Below are 19,486 nucleotides of genomic sequence, written 5' to 3'. Positions count from 1 at the left end.
TCGTTGATTGGAATGGCGAATAAAATCAAAGCCCTAATTGTTGAAGATGAAGTAATCATCGCTGAGGACATCAAACAGACGCTAATCAGCCTTGATTATGAAGTAGTGGGTATTGCGACTAAATACACCAGAGCCATAGAACTTTTGGAGAACAAGTCGATCGATGTGGCCCTGGTAGACATCATGTTGGGTGGAAGTAAAAATGGCATTGACGTGGCCCATGAAATTAAGAATCGATTCAAAATACCCTTCGTTTTCCTTACATCTCATGCAGATGCAGCAACCGTCAAAAAAGCGAAGGAAACCCAACCCAATGCTTATTTACTGAAGCCATTCAGTAAGGACGACTTGTTTACAACACTTGAAATCGCTTTAGTGAAAGATGAGGAAAAAACAATCACTCCTATTTCAGGGTTGTCCGATCGGGAAATGGACGTCTTTAAGGCTTTGTCTGCAGGACACACGGATCAGGAAATTGCGGATCAATTGTTCATTTCACTAAATACCGCGAAAACTCACTTGAAACATATCTACAAGAAACTACAGGTAAGAAACCGACTGGAAGCAGTGTCGCTTGCTACTCGCATGAACTGATTCAATCGCGCCAGTCACCAAAGATCCAGTTGCCTTTTTCCTTGGGATCATCTGATGAAATATAGGTCTCAAAGGCAAAGATCAGCTCATTCCGGGACAGTCTGCCATCCTTATTTACATCCAGGTTGACAAATGACTTACCCGAATATTTGATATCGATATTATAAACAAGGAATAAGTCTGCGTACTCTCCATCTGATATGTAGCCATCGTTGTTTTCGTCGAACACATCAAAGAAGAAACCAATCATGAATTCTGTGAAATTGTCGAAGAAATCAATGTCCTTGTTATTCACAACATTTTTATCGAAGAAATCGAGCCATTCGCCCAATACGATCACCTGATTGCCTTGATGTGGGATCTCATCCAGCAACATATAATAAAACCCGACACAACGATCTACAAGGAATTTATGTTCGGAACCTTCAAAGGCATAGCCCAATTCCTGGCTGAGATCCACCGCTATATCCGAAAAATCATCAAGTTCGAGGATGTCGTTCTTATCCAGGTCAAGGAGTCGAAAAAAATGAGTGAGCTTATGTCGCTGAAATTCTGTAAGCATGTTCGGTTGACTGGAGAGTAGCACAATATTAGCAAAATATCCGGCTTTATGGTAAGCTTTCTGCGAACTACAGAAGGTCTGTGAGTTAAGAAAATTTGGCTAACTTCCGATACAAATAATATGTCTTATGAGTGTCAGTCGAAGAAAATGGTTAAAAGGAATTGGATTGACAGGAGCCGCTACCTTATTTGGTCCTGCATTACTGGGAAATGATCTTTCTGAAACGGAGATCAAGCGATTCCGTCCAAGGCCAATGGAAGACCTCATTCGCTTGAGTTCAAATGAAAATCCTTACGGCCCTAGCGACCGGGTTCGTAAAGCTATGATCAAAGCTTTCGACATAGGATGCCGATACCCGGGCTCATACAGCCTGAAATTACATGAAATGATTGCAGAGAAGGAAGGGGTAACGACTGATCACATCTGTATCACCGGAGGATCTACGGAAGGTTTGAAAGTTGTAGGTCTTACTTATGGCAAAGATGGTGGAGAGATCATCGCAGCAAAACCAACCTTCCTGGCCATGATGACTTACGCCAAACAATGGGGCGGCAAGGTCAACTGGGTACCAGTGGATGATCAAATGATGCATGACACGGATGAGATGGAAAAACGCATCAGTTCCAAGACCAAATTGCTATTCTTGTGTAACCCCAATAATCCTACATCAACCCTACTCCCTGCTGATGTACTTCGTGACTTTTGTGAAACAGCTTCTCAGAAAACAATGGTTTTTAGCGACGAAGCCTATTATGATTTTATCGATGACCCCAATTATCCTTCCATGGTGGAGTTGGTCAAACAGGATAAAAATGTGATCGTCTCAAAGACATTTTCTAAGGTATATGGTCTCGCCGGATTGCGGATTGGCTACATGGTTGCTAAACCGGAAATCGTTAAAAAAATGCGGACAAATCTCATGGCATTCACCAATATGATGGCGATTGCGGCAGCAGAAGAAGCAATACGCGATCAAGAATTCTATGAATTCAGTTTAAAGAAGACCCAGGAAGGGAAAAAGATGATCTATGAAACCCTGGATCAATTGGGGCTTGAATATGCTCCTTCTCAAACGAACTTTATCTTTTTCAAGTCGGGCGTACCCATTACTGATCTACAAAGCAAAATGAAAGCGCAGGGTGTATTGATTGGAAGGCCTTTCCCTCCTTTTGATAGGTGGTGCAGAATAAGTACTGGTACCATTGAAGAGGTGCAGCGCTTCAATCAGGCACTCACGAAGGTATTAGGTTAATCGCCGATGTTCTTACTAAAGGACACGACCTGAGGTTTCAATCCCAGTAATCGTCTAACTTTAGACTTCAAGGTAAATGCGGCGATGTTGATAACGCTAACGATAAGGTTCATGAAGTAAATCTCACAGTTTCTTAAACTTAATTTTACATCTATTGACTGAAATAACCAAAATTCACGATGAAAGGGAAAATTATGATTTAAGTAGGATCACATTAAAATTTTGAATCTAAAAATGATCCTATATTTTATTAAATACATCTTATTTCAGTTCATTATACCCGACTGAAGATACATGGCCAAATGGTCGGCAATTAGTTCCCCATATACCCTGGTCCCTTCACAAACCGACCCGGTTTTGCACCGGTATGTGCTCCATTATCTAGTACCTGGGTACCATTGACAAAAACGTGAATCATGCCTTCGGCGTACTGATGAGGTTCCTGAAAGGTGGCTTGGTCTCGTACTTTCTCCGGGTCAAAAACGACCACATCGGCATAATGACCAACCTGAAGTCTGCCACGCTTCTTTAGCTTAAGATTATCAGCTGGCAAGGACGTCAATTTTCGGATACCTTCCTGCAAGGTGAGCACTCCTTCTTCTCTGGCAAATTTCCCTAGCACACGAATGAACGAACCGTAGGCCCTGGGATGGGTACTTCGATTGAGAAAAACACCTTCATTCGTGAATGATCCGGCATCCGAACAAAAGCTCACCCATGGTATGACTATTTTCTTCTTGATGTTTTCTTCGGACATGGAAAAGTAAACGACCTGAATACGGCTCTGATCTTCCAACATCAGGTCTACTGCTGTCTCGGCCGGAGACTTTCCTAATTCCTCCGCTACTTCATGCAGGTACCTGCCGGTGTACTTTCGCAACTCAGGATTTTTGAAACCAACGAATAATATGCTCTCAGGAGGATTTCGGAACGCCAATTCATCAATCGTTCTTTGACGCGCTTCTGAATCTGCCAGGCGCTCCAACATGATATCGACACCACCTTCACGAGACCAGTCCGGCAGTTGTACATGCAATCCGGTAGAACTTGCATTGTAGGTATAGATATCGGCTGTTATTTCCAGTCCAGCGTTTCGAGCAGAGTCGATTTTGGCAATCGCCAGATCCATCTTATGCCAGTTTTGCTCCCCAGAAGCCTTCAAGTGATAGACTTCTGCTGGAATCTTTCCATACTTGCTGATAAAGATGAGTTCATCGATGGATTCCAACAACTGATCTCCTTCATTTCGAACGTGAGAAATGTACATTCCTCCATATTCACCTGCGACAGCCGCCAACTCTGTCAACTCCATCTTGTCCGCATACATACTTGGAGCATAAAGCAGCGAGGAAGAAATACCAACCGCTCCTTCCTCCATGGCTTGCGCAGTGAGTTCCAGCATCTGTTCCATTTCCCTTACTGTGGCTGCACGATTTTCATACCCAATGACATGTTGTCTTATGGTACCATTGCCCACAAATGAAGCCACATTGGTCGATACACCCCTATCTTCCAGGTGCTGGAGGTATTCTCCTAGGGTGGTCCATGCAATATCAAACTTGATATCGGACTGACCTTCCATCATTTCTTGCTTCATGGACTCACTTAGTGGTCCCATCGACCGGCCTTCACCCATTATTTCCAAAGTAACTCCTTGTCTGATATCACTTTGCGAGCGACCGTCTTCCAGCAAGGTAACATTGGCCCAGCTCAACATATTGATGAACCCCGGAGCAACGGCATTACCCTGTACATCAACTTCCTTGACTCCTTTCTGTTCGGACAAATCGCCTATCGCAGCAATTGTATCCGCATGAATCGCCACATCACCTTTAAATGGATCACCGCCCTCACCATTATAAATGGTGGCATTGCGAAGGATAAGATCGTATTTGGGCTGACAGGATAGAATAAGCAGGAAAAGTGCAAGAAGTAATGTTCTCATTAGGTTAAGGTTGATTGATCAATAGACCGGTCCGATTTAAAAAAATCGAACTCAGATTAAAGATACGCTTTCTCATGAAACCTGACGATCCCGGAAGGCTCGCGGAGATTCACCAGTCAGGCGTTTGAACATGCGACTGAAGTAGGAAAGGCTCTCGAATCCGGTTTGGTAGCCTACCTGACTCACGCCTTCTCCACTACTAAGTAAGAGCTTGGCTTGCGTGACGCGATATTGGTTCAGGAAATCCAAGTAAGATTGCCCCGTTGCTTTTTTGAAGTAGCGACAAAAGGCTTCACGCGACATGCTACACAGTTCCGAGACCTCATTCAATGTCACTTTTCGGGCATAGTGCTCGTCCGTAAATGCATAGATTTTTCGCAACCGCTCCTGTTCAGAGTTTCTGTACGGATTGACATATGGGTTTTCATGAAGCTTTTCTTCTTCACAAGAATGAATCAATTGTTGTAACAGTTCCATCAGTTTCAAATACTGAGCAAAGGGATCTAAGGACTGGAACGCCAATAAGGATTTCCCTATTTCATCTTTGACTGGGCCCTGAAAAGCAATCCCATGCACGGATCTTTTGAATAATTGTGATATGCTAACCAATTCTGGCGTCTTATGGATCACTTCCTCGATGAAGGAAGTATTGAAATGCACAACCACCTTTTCATAATCGGTCTTTACACCATGATCAAAATTCAAGTGCGGAATATTTGAACCGATCAACACCAGGTCGCTCCCTTCAAAACGAGAAATATGATTCCCTACCCTTCTGTGTCCATCACACCCTCCTATATAGACTAATTCATATTCCGGATGAAAGTGCCAAAAGAACAGATCACTTAATCTAGGGTTGTACATCAGGTTAAACGAGTTGTTTTCCTGATCAATTTGCTCTAATTCGACCCTCACTTGAACTAAATTTTATCTCGAATAGGTGTTTTCATTAAAAAATATCAATATAGTGCAAATATCGATCAACTTCCATAAAATAATTGTGCTTTTCTCATGACAACTTTGATCTAAATAAAAATTGAAAAGAATCATGGAAGCTGTAGCAACGAAAATTCCTAAGAATCAACACGAAGACATTCCAGGCAACCCATCGACTGCCAAAAGCAGCAACGTTCAACTAAGACAAGACGCCACCAAAGACACCTTGAGGGTTCTTACCGAAGAGCAATGGCAATTCTGGAAAGAGAACGGATATGTGGTGATCAAACAAGCGGTCCCCCGTGAACAGGCAGAGACTACTGCCAACTTCCTTTGGGAGTTTGAAGACAAAGACCCAAATGATCAGGAAAGCTGGTATACTCAAGCCAGAGCAGCTATCCAGATGAAAGAACTGGCTGGAACAGGCATGGTTGAGGTGTATAACAATCAGCACCTGTGGAATAACCGCCAGACACAAAAAGTATACGACGCATTCGTAGATATCTGGGGTACGGAGAAACTTTGGGTAACCATCGACCGGGCGAATCTCAACTTCCCAATGCGTCCGGGACACGAATACAAGGGATTTATTCACTGGGATTATGATCCTGAGACCAAACCTCAAAACGTTCAAGGGGTACTGGCGCTGGCCGATCAAACGGACGAGAACATGGGTGGGTTCCAGTGTATCCCCTGGCTGTTCCGTAACTACGATACCTGGAAACTGACCCAACCCGATGACCGGGATCACTTCAAACCAGACATCACCGGGATCGAAGATAAATTGGTAAAAGTTCCTTTAGAAGCAGGAGACTTACTGATCTTCAACAGCAGCGAACCTCATGGCATCCGTCCAAATCGTTCAGGAGACAAAGTACGCATCGCACAATATATTTCTATGATGCCTGCACAGGAAGATGATGCAGAATTGAGAAAATGGCGTGTAAATTCCTGGAAAAACCGGGTAGCACCGGAAGGTTATGCTTTCCCTGGCGATCCAAGGAACTGGGAACAGACCAAATACGATACGGCTGAACTCACTAATTTGGGAGAAAAATTATTAGGACTTACAAAATGGTAAAGTACACAAAGATCGGGTTTGGGATGCTATTCATCGTAGGCATGATGGCATCCTGCCAAAGCCCTCAACCCACACAAACTGCGGAAGCATCTGTTAATCAAGAAACCTCTCCTATGCAAGAACCAGAGAAACTCAGACATGTGGTCCTTTTCAAATTCAAGGATGAAGCACCTGAAGAAGAAGTAGCCAAAATCCATCAGTCTTTTCAAGACCTACAAACGGCGATTCCACAAATCCGGGATTTCGAATGGGGGATGAATGACAGTCCGGAGAATTTCCATCAGGACTTTACACACTGTTATTTCATCACGTTCGACACGGAGTACGATCGCGATAGCATTTACACACCACATCCTGCGCATCAGGCGTTTGTCGCCAGTCTTCAACCCCATCTGGAGAAAGTGTTTGTGGTAGACTATTGGGCCAACTAAATCAAAATGGACTTAAAACTTGAGGGCAAAACCGCGTTCATCACCGGCTCCACCAAAGGGATTGGATTTGCTATTGCCAGGCAGCTATTGGCAGAAAAAGTACATGTCATTCTCAATGGCAGGTCAGCGTCGGCAATTGTAGAAGCAAAGACACAATTACAAACTGAATTTCCAAAAAGCCAAATCTCCGGTTTCCCCTGTGACTTTGCGAATTCAGAGGATATTCAGCAATTACTCGAAAACCTACCTCCTGTCGATTTATTGATCAACAATGTTGGAATCTATTACCCAGGATCATTCACGGAAGCCAGTGACGGAGATTGGACTCGTCAATTCGAAGTGAATGTCATGAGTGGTGTACGGCTTTCAAGATATCTCCTACCAAAGATGCAGGACAAGAACTGGGGCCGGATTGTGTTCATCAGTAGTGAGTGTGCCAGTCTGGTACCGGAAGACCTGATCCCCTACAGCACCACCAAAGCGGCCTTACATGCGATATCCAGAGGACTGGCCCAAATGACCAAAGGAACCGGAGTGACGGTAAATACAGTCGTGCCTGGTTCTACCCTGTCTGAAGGGGCACAAAACTTCCTGAGTGAAGTAGCTCAGAAGGAAAACAAAACGCCCGAGCAAGTCGAAAAAGAGTTTTTCACGAACGTACGCACCTCCTCCTTGCTCCAAAGATTTGCTTCTGTAGAGGAAGTCGCTTCAGCAGTTGCCTATCTGTGCAGCCCCTTGGCTGCTGCTACCAATGGCTCAGTCCTGAAAGCGGATGGAGGTAGTACCGGTGGCGTGATGTAGCCTTCGACAGGCTCAGGCTGACATGGAAATTGAAAAGAAATCTATCTTACGAAACGAACAACCTTAACCTATGCTAGAAAATTTCGGAATCATTGACCTGGGCATTGTCCTGCTTTACTTCGGAGTGATCTTATGGATCTCCAAATGGGCGGCCGACGAAAAGAACAAGACCTTATCCGCAGTAGATTATTTCCTTGCTGGAAAAGATCAGGGCTGGCTGGTCATAGGAGCCTCTTTGTTCGCATCAAACATTGGTTCCGAAATCATCCTGGGTGTATCCGGAGCAGGAGCACGTGGCAATATGCCTGTGGCCAATTTCGAGATCATTGCTTCGCTGGTCTTGATCCTGTTGGGTTGGGTTTTTGTCCCCTTTTATCTGCGCACAGGCGTCTTTACAATGCCGGAGTTCCTAGAAAAACGCTATTCAAGGGCCTGTAGAAACTACCTTTCTGTGATCTCTGTGCTAGCCTACGTCATCACGAAAATTTCCTTGATCATCTTCGCAGGCGCCTTGGTTTTCGAAACGATCGGCATCCCTTTTTGGACTGGAGCAATTTTCACGGTACTGGCAACTGGGCTTTACACCGTGCTTGGCGGCTTGAAAGCAGTGATCTACACCGACATGGTCCAGGCGATCATTCTATTGATTGGCACAGGAGCCGTGACGCTATTTGCTCTGAATCAAGTGGGAGGCTGGAGTGAAATGATGGAAACCTTGTCTGTTGCAGCTCAAAACCCAGCGAACCCTTCTGTAGATCGGTTTTTCAACTTATGGCGACCTTCCAGCGATACCGAATATCCATGGACGGGCATGCTGTTTGGCGCACCCATTCTGGGAGTTTGGTACTGGTGTACGGACCAGTACATTGTTCAGCGGGCACTATCCGCAAAAGACGTCAGTCACGCACGAAAAGGCGCCTTATTAGCTGGGTATTTAAAACTATTGCCGGTATTCATTTTCTTCATTCCAGGTGTGATTGCCTTTGCCTTGATGCAAAAAGGCATGTTGAGCTTTTCCATGGATGAAGCCGATAAAGCGCTCCCCGCCATGATCACAGGATTTCTGCCTGTTGGTTTAAAAGGATTGGCCATTGCCGGACTCTTAGCTGCATTGATGAGCTCGCTTTCTTCCGCATTCAATTCTAGTTCTACGCTGTTGACCATTGATTTCTACCAGAAATTCAAGCCCGATGCCACTGAAAAAGACCTTGTGCGTTTCGGACGAATTGCCACAATCGTTTTGGTAGTAATCAGCCTGGGATGGATCCCATTCATGCGCGCATTGATGAGTGGTGGTATCTTCCTTTACCTACAGAGTGTACAAGCTTACATCTCTCCTCCCATCGCTGCAGTCTTCTTGCTTGGATTGTATTTCCCATGGATAAATGCCAGGGGTGCAATCATTGCGTTGTGGAGTGGGTTTGTTTTGGGAATTGCCCGATTGGTCACCGAATTCATGGCCAATGAAGGGTCTTTAATTGTAAGTGAAGGTTCATTACTTGACAAACTCCTGGGCATCAACTTCCTGCACTACGCGCTATTCCTATTCCTGATCTGTTCAGGGATCTTGATGGTTTGCAGTAAACTACTTCCCGACACGAGACCTGTCCCTGCGTTCCTGACCATGAAAAAAGGTGAAGAAATGGGACCGAATGTCCGTACGGACAGGTTGCTGACGATCATCTTGATTGTTTGTGTACTGTTCCTGTGGTGGTTGTTTAGTCCTCTCGGATTGGGGGGTTAAATTACATCTGTGGTTACCGTATTATTCATCATGGCCCTGGGTGGTTTGATTATCTCTGTTTCAGAAATCATTGGAAGACGGAAAAGACAAAAGCGTGAAGCTGAAAAAGATCATAATATCAAATTCCGGAGGAGGTTTAGGTAAATAGATCCCTATTTAACGCAATTTCCGCTCCCAATGATATCCTAGCCGCTCCTTGGCTAGTCTCTCTTTTGTGGACTCAGATTGGAGTTCTGGGTGGATTTCTCCTTTAGAAGTAAAATGCCAGCATCCACAATGCTGGCATTCATAAATATTAATTGGGCCTGAGCCCTCTTGATGGAATTGTCTGGCATGATGACTCATAAGGGCTTCCTCGGCAATAATTTCCGAGTCGAAAGACACCTTCCCTGTCACCCTGCATTTCATGACTTAATCATTGAAATGATAAAGCATCACCAGCGTTCCTGTATAGGCGGGCTTCTTTTCTCCTACTATCTCCATCACCGCTCCTACTTCCGCCCTGATGACTCCTCTCAAGTTTTTCAAACCTTCAAGATGTGCTTTCAATATGATTTCGCTTCCAACAGGCACGGGTTTATTGAATTTCAACTTTTCAATCCCATAATTCACCATCATCTTCAGGTTATTCACCTCAAGGATCTGGTTCCACATGTGAGGGATCATAGAAAGGGTCAGGTAACCATGGGCGATCGGATGTCCAAATGGACCTGCTGCCGCTTTTTCGGGATCGGTATGGATCCACTGGTGATCAATGGTCGCATCGGCAAACAAATTGATTTGGTTCTGCGTGACCTCATGTGGTGCAGATTCCCCCAGATCCTTGCCGATATAACTTTCAAACTCCTGGAAATTGTTGATGATGATCTTGCTCATATGCTCTAAAAACGAGCCGCAAATTTAGAAAAAACATTACCAAAGATGATGCACTAATGGCTTTATATGAGTCTTATATATCTGATCTATAGCGGCTTTCTGATCTTCCGTGATATCTGGAAAATCCAACGCGGACAAGTTTTTGGATTGTTGACTCGCATTTGAAGCCCCGGGGATCACACAACTCACTTCCTCAAACATCAAAATCCACTTCAGTGCGGCCTTGGACAAGTCTTCTGAAGAAAAGATGGCTTTTAATTGTTCAACGGCTTTAAGCCCTGTCTCATAATCCACCCCTGAAAACGTCTCCCCTTTATCAAACATTTCACCATTTCGATTAAAGTGACGATGATCATCTTTTCCAAAACTGGTCGTGGCACCAAACTTTCCGGTCAATAACCCGCTGGCCAAAGGCACTCTGGCAATAATGCCCACGTTTTTTTTCCTGGCTTGTCCGAAAAACAATTCTGTAGGCCGGTGACGAAACATGTTGAAGATGATCTGAACAGTCCTCACATTATCGAACTCAATGGCTTTGATGGCCTCTTCTATCTTTTCCACACTCACGCCCAGGTTTCGGACCTTGCCTTCTTCCCTCAGGCGGTCAAACAATTCAAAGATCTCTGGCCGATAATACACTTCCGTTGGTGGGCAATGCAACTGCACCAGATCCAAGGTTTCCACCTGCATGTTTTTCAAGCTTGCTTCCACAAAACCTCGTAATGCCCCCGGTTGATAAGCTTCATTGGTATGTGGCTGCAACTGTCTTCCACATTTGGTGGCCACAAAAATATCTTCACTACGCTCTTTCAAAACTTCTCCAATAACTTTCTCACTCAACCCGTCATTGTATACATCTGCTGTATCGATGAAGTTGATTCCCTGATCTATGGCTTCATGAACGATTTTTGCCGCACTGGCATGATCAAACGGATCGCCCCATTTGCCGCCCAACTGCCAGGTTCCCAAACTTATTTCTGAAACGGATAATCCGGTTTTTCCAAGTGTTCTATAATTCATGTCTACTTTGATTCAGTGATCAACAAAAGTAGAATAGAAGCCTCTTTGAGAAAATAAATGAGGGTATTCTCGTTATCCAATGTTTTGATACGACATTTGACCTGAATTAATTACTGCTGTCATGCAAAAACGCATTTCCAAACTACTAATACTCATCGTACTTGTCCTGTGCTCCATTTCTTGTAAAGATGACGAAACCCCGATCGTCAAGAAGTTTGAACTGACCAGCACCAACAACAACGAACAAGTGATTGCGGCCATGGAACATGCTTTGAGCATATGGGAATCACATTTGGAAATTGACGTACCGATCAAGGTAAATGTTTTTTTTACGCCGATCAGCGTTGGTTTTTTGGGCAGATCCATTCCCAATGGAAGAAGAGATTTTGATGGAGCTCCATTTACCAATATCTGGTATCCGAGCGCTTTAGCTAATCAACTAACTGGGACAGAATTGAATGAAGGTGAATTTGACATGGACATACTGATGGACGGCACAAGTGACTGGTATTATGGCACTGATGGTAATCCAGGTCCTGATCAGTTTGATTTTGTCAGCGTGTTTTTACACGAAATATGTCATTCTTTGGGGTTTGGCTCGCTCGCAGACATTGTAGAAGGACAAGGTGCCTGGAGTGTCAACATCGAATCTGACCTTTACACGCCCAGTTTCCCGATCCCCGATCTGGAAAATCGACCTACGATCTATGACCTTTTTCTGGAAAACGGGCTATTGTTCCGATTGACTGACGAATCAAGGTTTGGTAACCCTTCTTTTGAACTAACCCTCGAATTTACTGGCGGAGACTTATTTTGGGGTGGAGAAATCGCCCAGTCTGCTAATGGCGACCTCCGACCCCAGATCTATGCTCCATCTACTTTCAGACCCGGCTCCTCAATTGGACACCTGGACGAAGCCACCTATGAATCCGGAACGAGCAATGCCCTCATGACCCCTACCTTCCAACGCGGCGAGGTGATCCACGAACCGGGTCCGATCATTTTGGGCGCATTGCAGGACATGGGTTGGACCTTGAAGCAGTAGAACTAACTTAAAGCACCGGGCATTTCGCCAACTTGAACTATCTTCCAGACTAGTTATTAACCTGGTTCTTATGAAGTACTTATTTACCGTCACACTCGTTACGGTCATATCCCTATCGACCTATGCCCAAAAACTAAACAAGCAGTTATTTTCCGATCTGGAAAGCAAAAAACAATCCTATGAAGAAGCCTCTATGAAGATCTGGTACCTGGCAGAGGTAGGTTATCAGGAAGAGAAGAGCAGCAAAGTCCTGCAAGAATTGCTAAAAAACGAAGGTTTTAAGATTGAAGCAGGTGTATCAGAAATCCCTACTGCCTTTGTTGCTACTTATGGCAGCGGTGAACCTGTCATAGGGATCATGGGTGAATATGATGCTTTACCCGGCATATCACAAAAGGCAGTAAGCTATAAAGAGCCTTTGACCGAAGGGGGTGCGGGTCATGCCTGTGGACATCACTTGTTCGGTGTGGCTTCAGCCGCAGCGGCCATTGCTGCCAAAAACTGGTTGGCACAAAATGGCGGTTCAGGTACAATCAAATTCTATGGTACACCGGCAGAAGAAGGTGGTTCTGGTAAAGTTTATATGGCTCGTGCGGGACTTTTCGACGATTGTGATGCGGTCCTGCACTGGCATCCAGGTGATGGCAATGGCGCCAGTCCGTCTACTACCCTGGCCAATAAAACAGGCAAGTTCCGTTTTTACGGCGTATCGGCTCATGCTTCCGGAGCCCCGGAAAGAGGTCGCTCCGCCCTGGATGCCGTAGAGGCGATGAACTTTATGGTCAATATGATGCGTGAGCACACCACCGAAGACACCAGAATCCATTATGTGATCACTTCAGGAGGAAAAGCTCCCAATGTAGTACCTGACTTTGCTGAAGTATACTACTATGTACGTCACCCTGATCCTCAGGAAGTAAAATCGCTGTGGCAAAGACTAGAAAACGCGGCGAATGGCGCTGCATTGGGTACAGATACCGAGGTTGAAATTGAAGTAACGGGAGGCGTTTACAATGTCCTTCCCAATGAAACCTTGCAACGCATTGTACACGAAAACCTAACAGAAGTTGGTGGATTCGATTACACTGCAGATGAAGCCCAATTTGCCGAAGAGATCAGCAAATCCCTTGGAAAGAGCGCGAAACCCCTAAACACAACCAATGAAGTAGCCTCCTATCAGTATTATGTGGTCAAAGCATCTACGGATGTGGGTGACGTAAGCTGGACAGTACCTACAGCCGGCATGCGTGCTGCGACCTGGGTTCCCGGAACAGCCGCACACTCCTGGCAGGCCGTAGCGGCTGGTGGAACATCCATTGGTCAAAAAGGCATGATGGTCGCAGCTAAAACCCTGGCACTGACCATTGCAGAATTGATTGATAAACCGGCTGTTTTGGCAAAAGTCCAAGAAGAATTTGAGGCCAGTCGAGGTAGTGATTTTGTGTATGAAGCACTGGTTGGAGACCGTGGCCCTGCGCTGGATTATAGGAAATAAACACATGATTAACCCTGTTAGGGGCTCAAAGCCCTAGCATAAAATGAAGAAAAAATATTTAGTTCGCAGGCTCGTACACCTTCACCGTACCATCATCCTCTGATGAAACGATTACCAAACTCTTCTGAGTTGGACTATCCTTTGCCTAGATGAATACCAGACCTTCAGGTGCATCTCCCGCTTCCAATGCACTGATGAACTCAGGTGAGGTCACATTGATCGTTGCTGTAACAATGGCTTCTGCTTTGCCTTGTACGGTTAAGGTAACATCATACGAACCAAAGTCGCTGTAAGTAATTGATGGGTTTTCATCAGTTGAAGTTTGGCCATTCCCAAAATCCCAGGAAAATCCCGATGCTTCACTATCAGATTCGTTGGTAAAGGTTACCGTAAGAAAATCTTGAGACGTACTGAATCTGGCAAATGATCCTGCAGGAGTAGTTTCACTATCCTCCTGACAATTGAAGGATATGGTTGCTAATAAACTAGCCATTACAAGGCTGTTGATAATTCTTTTCATGATATGATTAAGTGGAATTGTGTTTTGCCACAACATTAGGAGCCCGGTGTTTCTTGATGATTAAGCTGCTTTTAAACTTGTAAAAAGAGAATTGCAATGAAAAGAAGTGCAGGTTAATGGCTGGTGATCAGATCAACCAAAAAAGGCAATTTATTCCTGCTTATCGCCGTTTTAATCCCGATTATCTATTCTTCAAACCTTACACATGAGGTTTTACGTACTTTTAAGATAGTAAAGCACTGGTAACACAGTTTCGCTATGGAATTAAAGAGAGTATTCAATTTTTTGGTGTTTTTGATGATTGTCGCAAGTTTAAATGCCCAATCTACCATAGAGGTGTTTGACGACCTGACTTATCAGTGGGACCTGGAAGCTGAAAAGCTATCTACTTATGAGGGACTATTGGAATTCTGTAACAATGATGATTATCGATATTCAACCATCGATATTTTAAAAAGTATCCATCATTACGACTCCCTACTATACAAAAGTTTACAACAAGCGCGTCGCAGGGATCGACACAACCACAATATCAATAAAACCATCAAAGAGATCGAAAACTTCGAGCGGAACTACACCACGAAAAACTTCATCCATTTTCTACACGGCGATTGTAATAAGAGTACTGACCTGGAAAGTCACAGTTCTGAATTGAGAAAAGATTCGGGAGAAGGATCTTATGATAATCAAGTTTATGTGCTGGAAGTGGAATTAGGCAGATATGTGCATCATGTCACCAAAAAGGTAGATCACATCAGAAGCCTGACACATCATCTTTATGATTGATTTGGGCAGAGGTTAAATCTCAATCTTTTCCCCCTGGAAGTGAGACACTTTTCTCATTCCATTCACCATTCTAGCGTTTCTCCATCTTCCGGAATGTAAACCTGACCGAATAGTCCTTCCCCTGTTAAAAGGGTTTTCAACTCCTCACGACTCATCGGGCAATGGTTGATTGATTCCATGTGGTTGGCAATGACTTTTCCTGAAGAGTTTCGCACAAACTGAATGATATCTTCCTCATTCATGATCAGCTTCTTAAACAAATCAAATTGCGCTGCACCACACGCCAAAACACTGATATCCGGAAGGTAAGTTTTTACAACCCGATCTACCGCGTCGGTGTATATGGTATCCGAACTCAAATAGATAGACTGCTGATCAGGTAGTGTCAGGTAAAACCCCATAACATTCCCCATCAATCTTGAGACAAAGCCATAGCCATGTTTGGCCGGTATGCCTTCAATCGTCCCGCCCAAGAAAGCTTGTTTCGCCCAGTATTTTACGGTTTGCACCACGTTTAATCCTCTCTTCTTAAATGCCTTTTCATCTTTGATGCTACAAGTGACAGGAATATTGCTTTCGGTCAGAAATTTTACCGCCTTCGTGTCAATGTGATCAGGATGTTGGTGTGTAATCAGACAGTGGGTCACCTTTTCCAGTTTAGAAAGGGTATTCATTGGAAGCGGAACGGTGGGATTCTTTCTTGCCTTGTACCGAAAAAAGGTGAAACTTGGCATTACGCCCTGATTTCCCAACATAGGATCAATTAGAATGACATCCTTTCCTGTTTCCAGAATCATTGTGGCATTCCTGACATGATGTATTTTTAGTGACTTAACGCTCATCTCACAAAAGTGCGATCATTAGGAATCAATCACATTGATCCAAATCAAGAAATGCGTTTCCGAATGCGACTCAATGTTTCAGGAGTGATGTTCAGATAAGATGCCAGGTGATATTGAGGAACGAATTGGAGCCATTCCGGTTTGAATTCAAATAGATCCTTGTAAAGTTCATCGGGTGTTTTGGTGATGCGATGATACTCACGGAGCTCTTTCTGTTTCAACAATTTTCTAAATGACGATTCAATAAAGGTCTTGCCGCATTCGTATTTCTCGAGCAAATCGAAGAACGACTGACGATCAATACTCAATACCTGTATGGAGGAAAGGCTTTCCTGATTTTTTGTGGTTGTCGCGTTCTGAAAGAAGGTCAATAAATCGGAGATAAATTGAGGTTTAGCATAAAAATTAATGTTGACCTCTTTTTCACCATTGAAAAAATATTCTCTTACCACTCCCTGGTTCAAAAAACGAAGTTTCCTTTCGGCAGTTCCTGATGTTAAAAGAATGGTTCCTTTCGGGTGATGTTCAACTTTAAATAAAGCAAACAGTTCCTCCAGACCATGCTTATTTAATGGAAATTCAGTATCGAAAAATTTAGAAATTTCAGCAAACACTTCGCTAAAGTAAATGTTTAGTGAAATTGCTTACGTCATCCTTCCTCGAATGTTGAGTTCGTCCTGTTGCTTATTACTGTTTTCCAGGCCAAATACCAACCATGCTGATTCTAGTATTTGACAGCTACTCAATATTCAGTTTGTTCCACAAACGCATCAACAAGAAGATACAAACACCGAACAGTGCGGCCATCATCAGACCATATCCAGTGTTGCCGTAAACAAAGTTTCCTATGGAGAACAAGGCGCTATAGATACCCAAACAGCCCAATACCACACTCAGCAAGCCATGTGGCACATCCCAACGGGCATCATCTGCTTCAATCGGATCACCATCCGCTTTAGCAGCTTCTACCACGCGTTTCCAACCTGGTCCACCCGGGTGTGTCAGTTTATAAAATGCTTTTAAATGCTCCATGGGCTCAGGACTTGTGACGTAAGTGGTGACAATCCACACCACCGTAGTAATCAAGACCGCCATCATCAGCTTCATGGTGAAACCATCCAATACCGAATTAGCCATGGCTTCATCCGGAATCACCAGGACAAATACAAAAGCAACTACAGTAGCCCCAATCATCGCAATGATTTCCGTCCAGGCATTGATTCTCCACCAAAACCATCGCAACAAGTAGATAGCCCCAGAACCAGCTCCGGATAATAGCAAGATATTGAATGCCTGGGTAGCATTTTCAAGAATGGTTAAGGCAAAAAATCCGGCCAACACCATGAGTGTTACAGTAGATAAACGACCCACCAATACTAATTCCTTTTCAGAGGCATCGGTCTTGACGAACCGACGATAGAAATCATTGACCACATAAGATGATCCCCAGTTCAAGTGCGTACCGATGGTAGACATGTAAGCAGCAATCAATGACGCAACGACCAGCCCTAACCATCCTGGTCCTAAACGCGTCAACATGGCCGGATAAGCGACATCATGACCTAAGTATTGATCGGTAATTCCTGGAAATTCTCTTTTGATGGCTTCCAAATCAGGGAAAATGACCAAAGAGGCCAATGCCACAATGATCCATGGCCAAGGTCGCAAAGCATAGTGTGCAAAATTGAAGAACAGGGTTGCGCCGATCGCATTCTTCTCATCTTTCGCAGAAAGCATTCGCTGAGCAATGTAGCCTCCGCCACCAGGCTCAGCTCCCGGATACCATACCGCCCACCATTGTACGGCGATTGGAATGATCAACAAAGGCACAAAAACAGATGCATCGGTAAAATCAGGAAGAATGGACAATTTATCTTGAATGGCAGGATTAGCGAATAGGTTTTTCAACCCACCTACCTCAGGTTGTCTCACAGCAACAATTGCCGCATAAACTGCACCAAACATCGCGATGCCATATTGGAAAAAGTCCGCCCAAATTACTCCTTTAATTCCTCCCAGGGAAGCATAGATCACGACACCAATACTCGCAAAGATCACTGTCGTTAATGGATCAACCCCGAACATGACTGCTGCAATTTTAATGGCAGCCAGTGTCACAGTTCCCATGATCAGGCAATTGAAGAAGATCCCTAAGTACAGGGAACGAAATCCGCGCAAAAAGGAAGCGGCTTTTCCGGTATACCTCAGTTCGTAAAACTCCAGATCAGTCATGACCTGTGACCGGCGCCAAAGCTTGGCATAGATAAAAACTGTGACCATTCCAGTGATCAGGAACGCCCACCAGGCCCAGTTCTTCACAACACCATCCGTCCTTACCATACCTGTCACGAGGTTGGGAGTATCTGCTGAGAACGTACAAGCCACCATCGAAACGCCAAGGAGCCACCATGGCATGGACCTGCCCCCTAGAAAAAATTCACTTGTGTCTTTGCCGGCAGTTCGGGAAGCCGCCCATCCTATACCCAGGACAATGAGGAAAAATACTGAGATAATGACCCAGTCGATTGAGGTTAAGAGCATGTCACTAAACTATAAAATAAAAAAGATATTAGGTGCTGAAGTTTCAAAGCTCCTCGACCAATTCCAGTTCAGGGCTTGATAATTTCTCTCGTGCGTAACTAGCCGCACCCAGGACTGCTTTGTTTTTGAATTTGGAATCTGAAGTCCAAAGGTCGATCGTGCCTTTCAACGATTGAAGCAATTGATCTTCAAAAGTTTCCTTCACTGGGTCGAGCAGCAGATCGCCGGCATTCGATAACCCTCCCGCAAGAATGATCGCTTCAGGATCAAATATCGCAGATAAATCTGCCAGGGCATTCCCAAGGTGTTTACCAGTCACTTTAAAAGTTTCCTGGGCCAACGGGTCGCCTGCAGTTGCAGCTAAAGAAATACTTTCAGCATTGTCATATTTGACATGGGCATCAGAAGCATATCCCGCTTCGATCAATTCATTGGCCGTTCGTACCAGTCCCGTTGCCGAGACATACGTCTCTAAACAGCCCTTTCTTCCACAATTGCAATCCCGACCATCAGGCACTACCGTAGTGTGACCCACTTCACCAGCCGCTCCACTTCTTCCGATCAATAAGGATCCATCGCTGTAAATCCCACAACCTAATCCAGTTCCTAAAGTCAACACCAGAAAATCCTGATAGGGCTTGGCAAGACCATAATACTTCTCTCCTACTGCCGCCGCATTACTATCATTCATCAGGAAAGTAGGCACTTTAAATTGCTGTTCAAATACCTCCACAAGTGGAACATCGAGGCTCCATACTTCTTCCAGATTTACTGCTCCTGTAATCCGTCCGGTAAGTGGGCTCCCCATCGGAGAACCCACACCAATTCCTTTCAAGTGACAGGAAAAACTACTTAGACGTTTATCAATTTCCTCGGCAAAAGCGATCGTGAAATCTGCAAAATTATCAGCTTCTCTAGTGGGAATACGCCCTTGAAATAGCAGGTCACCTTCATTATCGATGGCGCCGTATTTCGTATAGGTTCCTCCTATGTCTACCCCTAATATCAACTCCAT

At 44.5% G+C, this 19,486-nt stretch carries 19 protein-coding genes; 9 read left to right on the top strand and 10 right to left on the bottom strand.

The features are described 5' to 3' along the window. The first annotated feature begins 12 nt into the window (after positions 1–12). The gene (locus R8G66_06670; GenBank protein MDW3192026.1) at positions 13–594 is read left to right on the top strand and encodes a response regulator transcription factor; all 582 of its coding nucleotides are present in this window, start codon (positions 13–15) and stop codon (positions 592–594) included. Between the two features lies 1 nt (position 595). Here R8G66_06670 and R8G66_06665 read toward each other — a convergent pair whose 3' ends face one another. Continuing rightward, on the bottom strand, positions 596–1,156 hold the full coding sequence (locus R8G66_06665) for an EF-hand domain-containing protein (GenBank protein MDW3192025.1): 561 nt from the start codon (positions 1,154–1,156) through the stop codon (positions 596–598). Positions 1,157–1,283: 127 nt separating this feature from the next. Between R8G66_06665 and R8G66_06660 the strand changes: the two genes are divergently transcribed. Then, on the top strand, positions 1,284–2,408 hold the full coding sequence (locus R8G66_06660; protein ID MDW3192024.1) for a histidinol-phosphate transaminase: 1,125 nt from the start codon (positions 1,284–1,286) through the stop codon (positions 2,406–2,408). 313 nt (positions 2,409–2,721) lie between these two features. Here the strand turns inward: R8G66_06660 and R8G66_06655 are convergent, their stop codons facing one another. Together R8G66_06655 and R8G66_06650 are read right to left on the bottom strand one after the other, a co-directional pair. After that, entirely contained in the window at positions 2,722–4,353 is a 1,632-nt protein-coding gene (locus tag R8G66_06655) for a D-aminoacylase (GenBank protein MDW3192023.1), read from the bottom strand. A gap of 72 nt (positions 4,354–4,425) precedes the next feature. Next, positions 4,426–5,268 carry an AraC family transcriptional regulator gene (locus tag R8G66_06650; GenBank protein MDW3192022.1) on the bottom strand — a complete coding sequence of 281 codons (843 nt, stop codon included), beginning with the start codon at positions 5,266–5,268 and terminating at the stop codon, positions 4,426–4,428. Positions 5,269–5,401: 133 nt separating this feature from the next. Between R8G66_06650 and R8G66_06645 the strand changes: the two genes are divergently transcribed. The 4 genes from R8G66_06645 (at position 5,402) to R8G66_06630 (ending at position 9,346) form a co-directional block, all read left to right on the top strand. Beyond that, positions 5,402–6,370, top strand: a complete 969-nt coding sequence (locus tag R8G66_06645) for a phytanoyl-CoA dioxygenase family protein (GenBank protein ID MDW3192021.1) — start codon at positions 5,402–5,404, stop codon at positions 6,368–6,370. Next, entirely contained in the window at positions 6,364–6,801 is a 438-nt protein-coding gene (locus tag R8G66_06640; protein MDW3192020.1) for a Dabb family protein, read from the top strand. Before R8G66_06645 ends, R8G66_06640 begins: the two co-directional genes overlap by 7 nt. 6 nt (positions 6,802–6,807) lie before the next feature. Further along, complete coding sequence (locus R8G66_06635) at positions 6,808–7,602, top strand: SDR family oxidoreductase (protein MDW3192019.1); 795 nt, start codon at positions 6,808–6,810, stop codon at positions 7,600–7,602. Positions 7,603–7,672: 70 nt separating this feature from the next. Further along, a complete protein-coding gene (locus tag R8G66_06630) occupies positions 7,673–9,346 on the top strand; it encodes a sodium:solute symporter (GenBank protein ID MDW3192018.1) in 1,674 nt (557 codons plus the stop codon). A 411-nt stretch (positions 9,347–9,757) separates the two neighbouring features. Here R8G66_06630 and R8G66_06625 read toward each other — a convergent pair whose 3' ends face one another. After that, on the bottom strand, positions 9,758–10,222 hold the full coding sequence (locus R8G66_06625; protein ID MDW3192017.1) for a MaoC family dehydratase: 465 nt from the start codon (positions 10,220–10,222) through the stop codon (positions 9,758–9,760). 36 nt (positions 10,223–10,258) lie between these two features. Next, positions 10,259–11,242, bottom strand: a complete 984-nt coding sequence (locus R8G66_06620; GenBank protein MDW3192016.1) for an aldo/keto reductase — start codon at positions 11,240–11,242, stop codon at positions 10,259–10,261. A 121-nt stretch (positions 11,243–11,363) separates the two neighbouring features. Here R8G66_06620 and R8G66_06615 point away from each other — a divergent pair, with 121 nt between their 5' ends. Further along, positions 11,364–12,287 carry a hypothetical protein gene (locus tag R8G66_06615; GenBank protein ID MDW3192015.1) on the top strand — a complete coding sequence of 308 codons (924 nt, stop codon included), beginning with the start codon at positions 11,364–11,366 and terminating at the stop codon, positions 12,285–12,287. 70 nt (positions 12,288–12,357) lie between these two features. Further along, positions 12,358–13,782: an amidohydrolase gene (locus R8G66_06610; GenBank protein ID MDW3192014.1), complete on the top strand. Its 1,425-nt coding sequence runs from the start codon at positions 12,358–12,360 to the stop codon at positions 13,780–13,782. A 145-nt stretch (positions 13,783–13,927) separates the two neighbouring features. On the opposite strand, the gene R8G66_06605 is transcribed toward R8G66_06610, so the two are convergent. Continuing rightward, positions 13,928–14,302: a PKD domain-containing protein gene (locus R8G66_06605; protein ID MDW3192013.1), complete on the bottom strand. Its 375-nt coding sequence runs from the start codon at positions 14,300–14,302 to the stop codon at positions 13,928–13,930. A gap of 258 nt (positions 14,303–14,560) precedes the next feature. Between R8G66_06605 and R8G66_06600 the strand changes: the two genes are divergently transcribed. Beyond that, positions 14,561–15,088, top strand: a complete 528-nt coding sequence (locus R8G66_06600; GenBank protein MDW3192012.1) for a hypothetical protein — start codon at positions 14,561–14,563, stop codon at positions 15,086–15,088. 62 nt (positions 15,089–15,150) lie between these two features. Here R8G66_06600 and R8G66_06595 read toward each other — a convergent pair whose 3' ends face one another. The 4 genes from R8G66_06595 to R8G66_06580 form a co-directional block, all read right to left on the bottom strand. Then, a complete protein-coding gene (locus R8G66_06595) occupies positions 15,151–15,930 on the bottom strand; it encodes an MBL fold metallo-hydrolase (protein MDW3192011.1) in 780 nt (259 codons plus the stop codon). Positions 15,931–15,974: 44 nt separating this feature from the next. Continuing rightward, a complete protein-coding gene (locus tag R8G66_06590; protein ID MDW3192010.1) occupies positions 15,975–16,544 on the bottom strand; it encodes a Crp/Fnr family transcriptional regulator in 570 nt (189 codons plus the stop codon). A 124-nt stretch (positions 16,545–16,668) separates the two neighbouring features. After that, positions 16,669–18,471, bottom strand: coding sequence for a sodium:solute symporter family protein (locus R8G66_06585; protein ID MDW3192009.1), 1,803 nt, complete (start codon positions 18,469–18,471; stop codon positions 16,669–16,671). A 43-nt stretch (positions 18,472–18,514) separates the two neighbouring features. Continuing rightward, positions 18,515–19,486 carry an ROK family protein gene (locus tag R8G66_06580; protein MDW3192008.1) on the bottom strand — a complete coding sequence of 324 codons (972 nt, stop codon included), beginning with the start codon at positions 19,484–19,486 and terminating at the stop codon, positions 18,515–18,517.

The organism is Cytophagales bacterium (genome assembly GCA_033344775.1).
Taxonomy (GTDB): domain Bacteria; phylum Bacteroidota; class Bacteroidia; order Cytophagales; family Cyclobacteriaceae; genus JAWPMT01.
The sequence above is the reverse complement of the archived record's forward strand: the minus strand, read 5'-3'. Positions and strand labels throughout refer to the sequence as shown.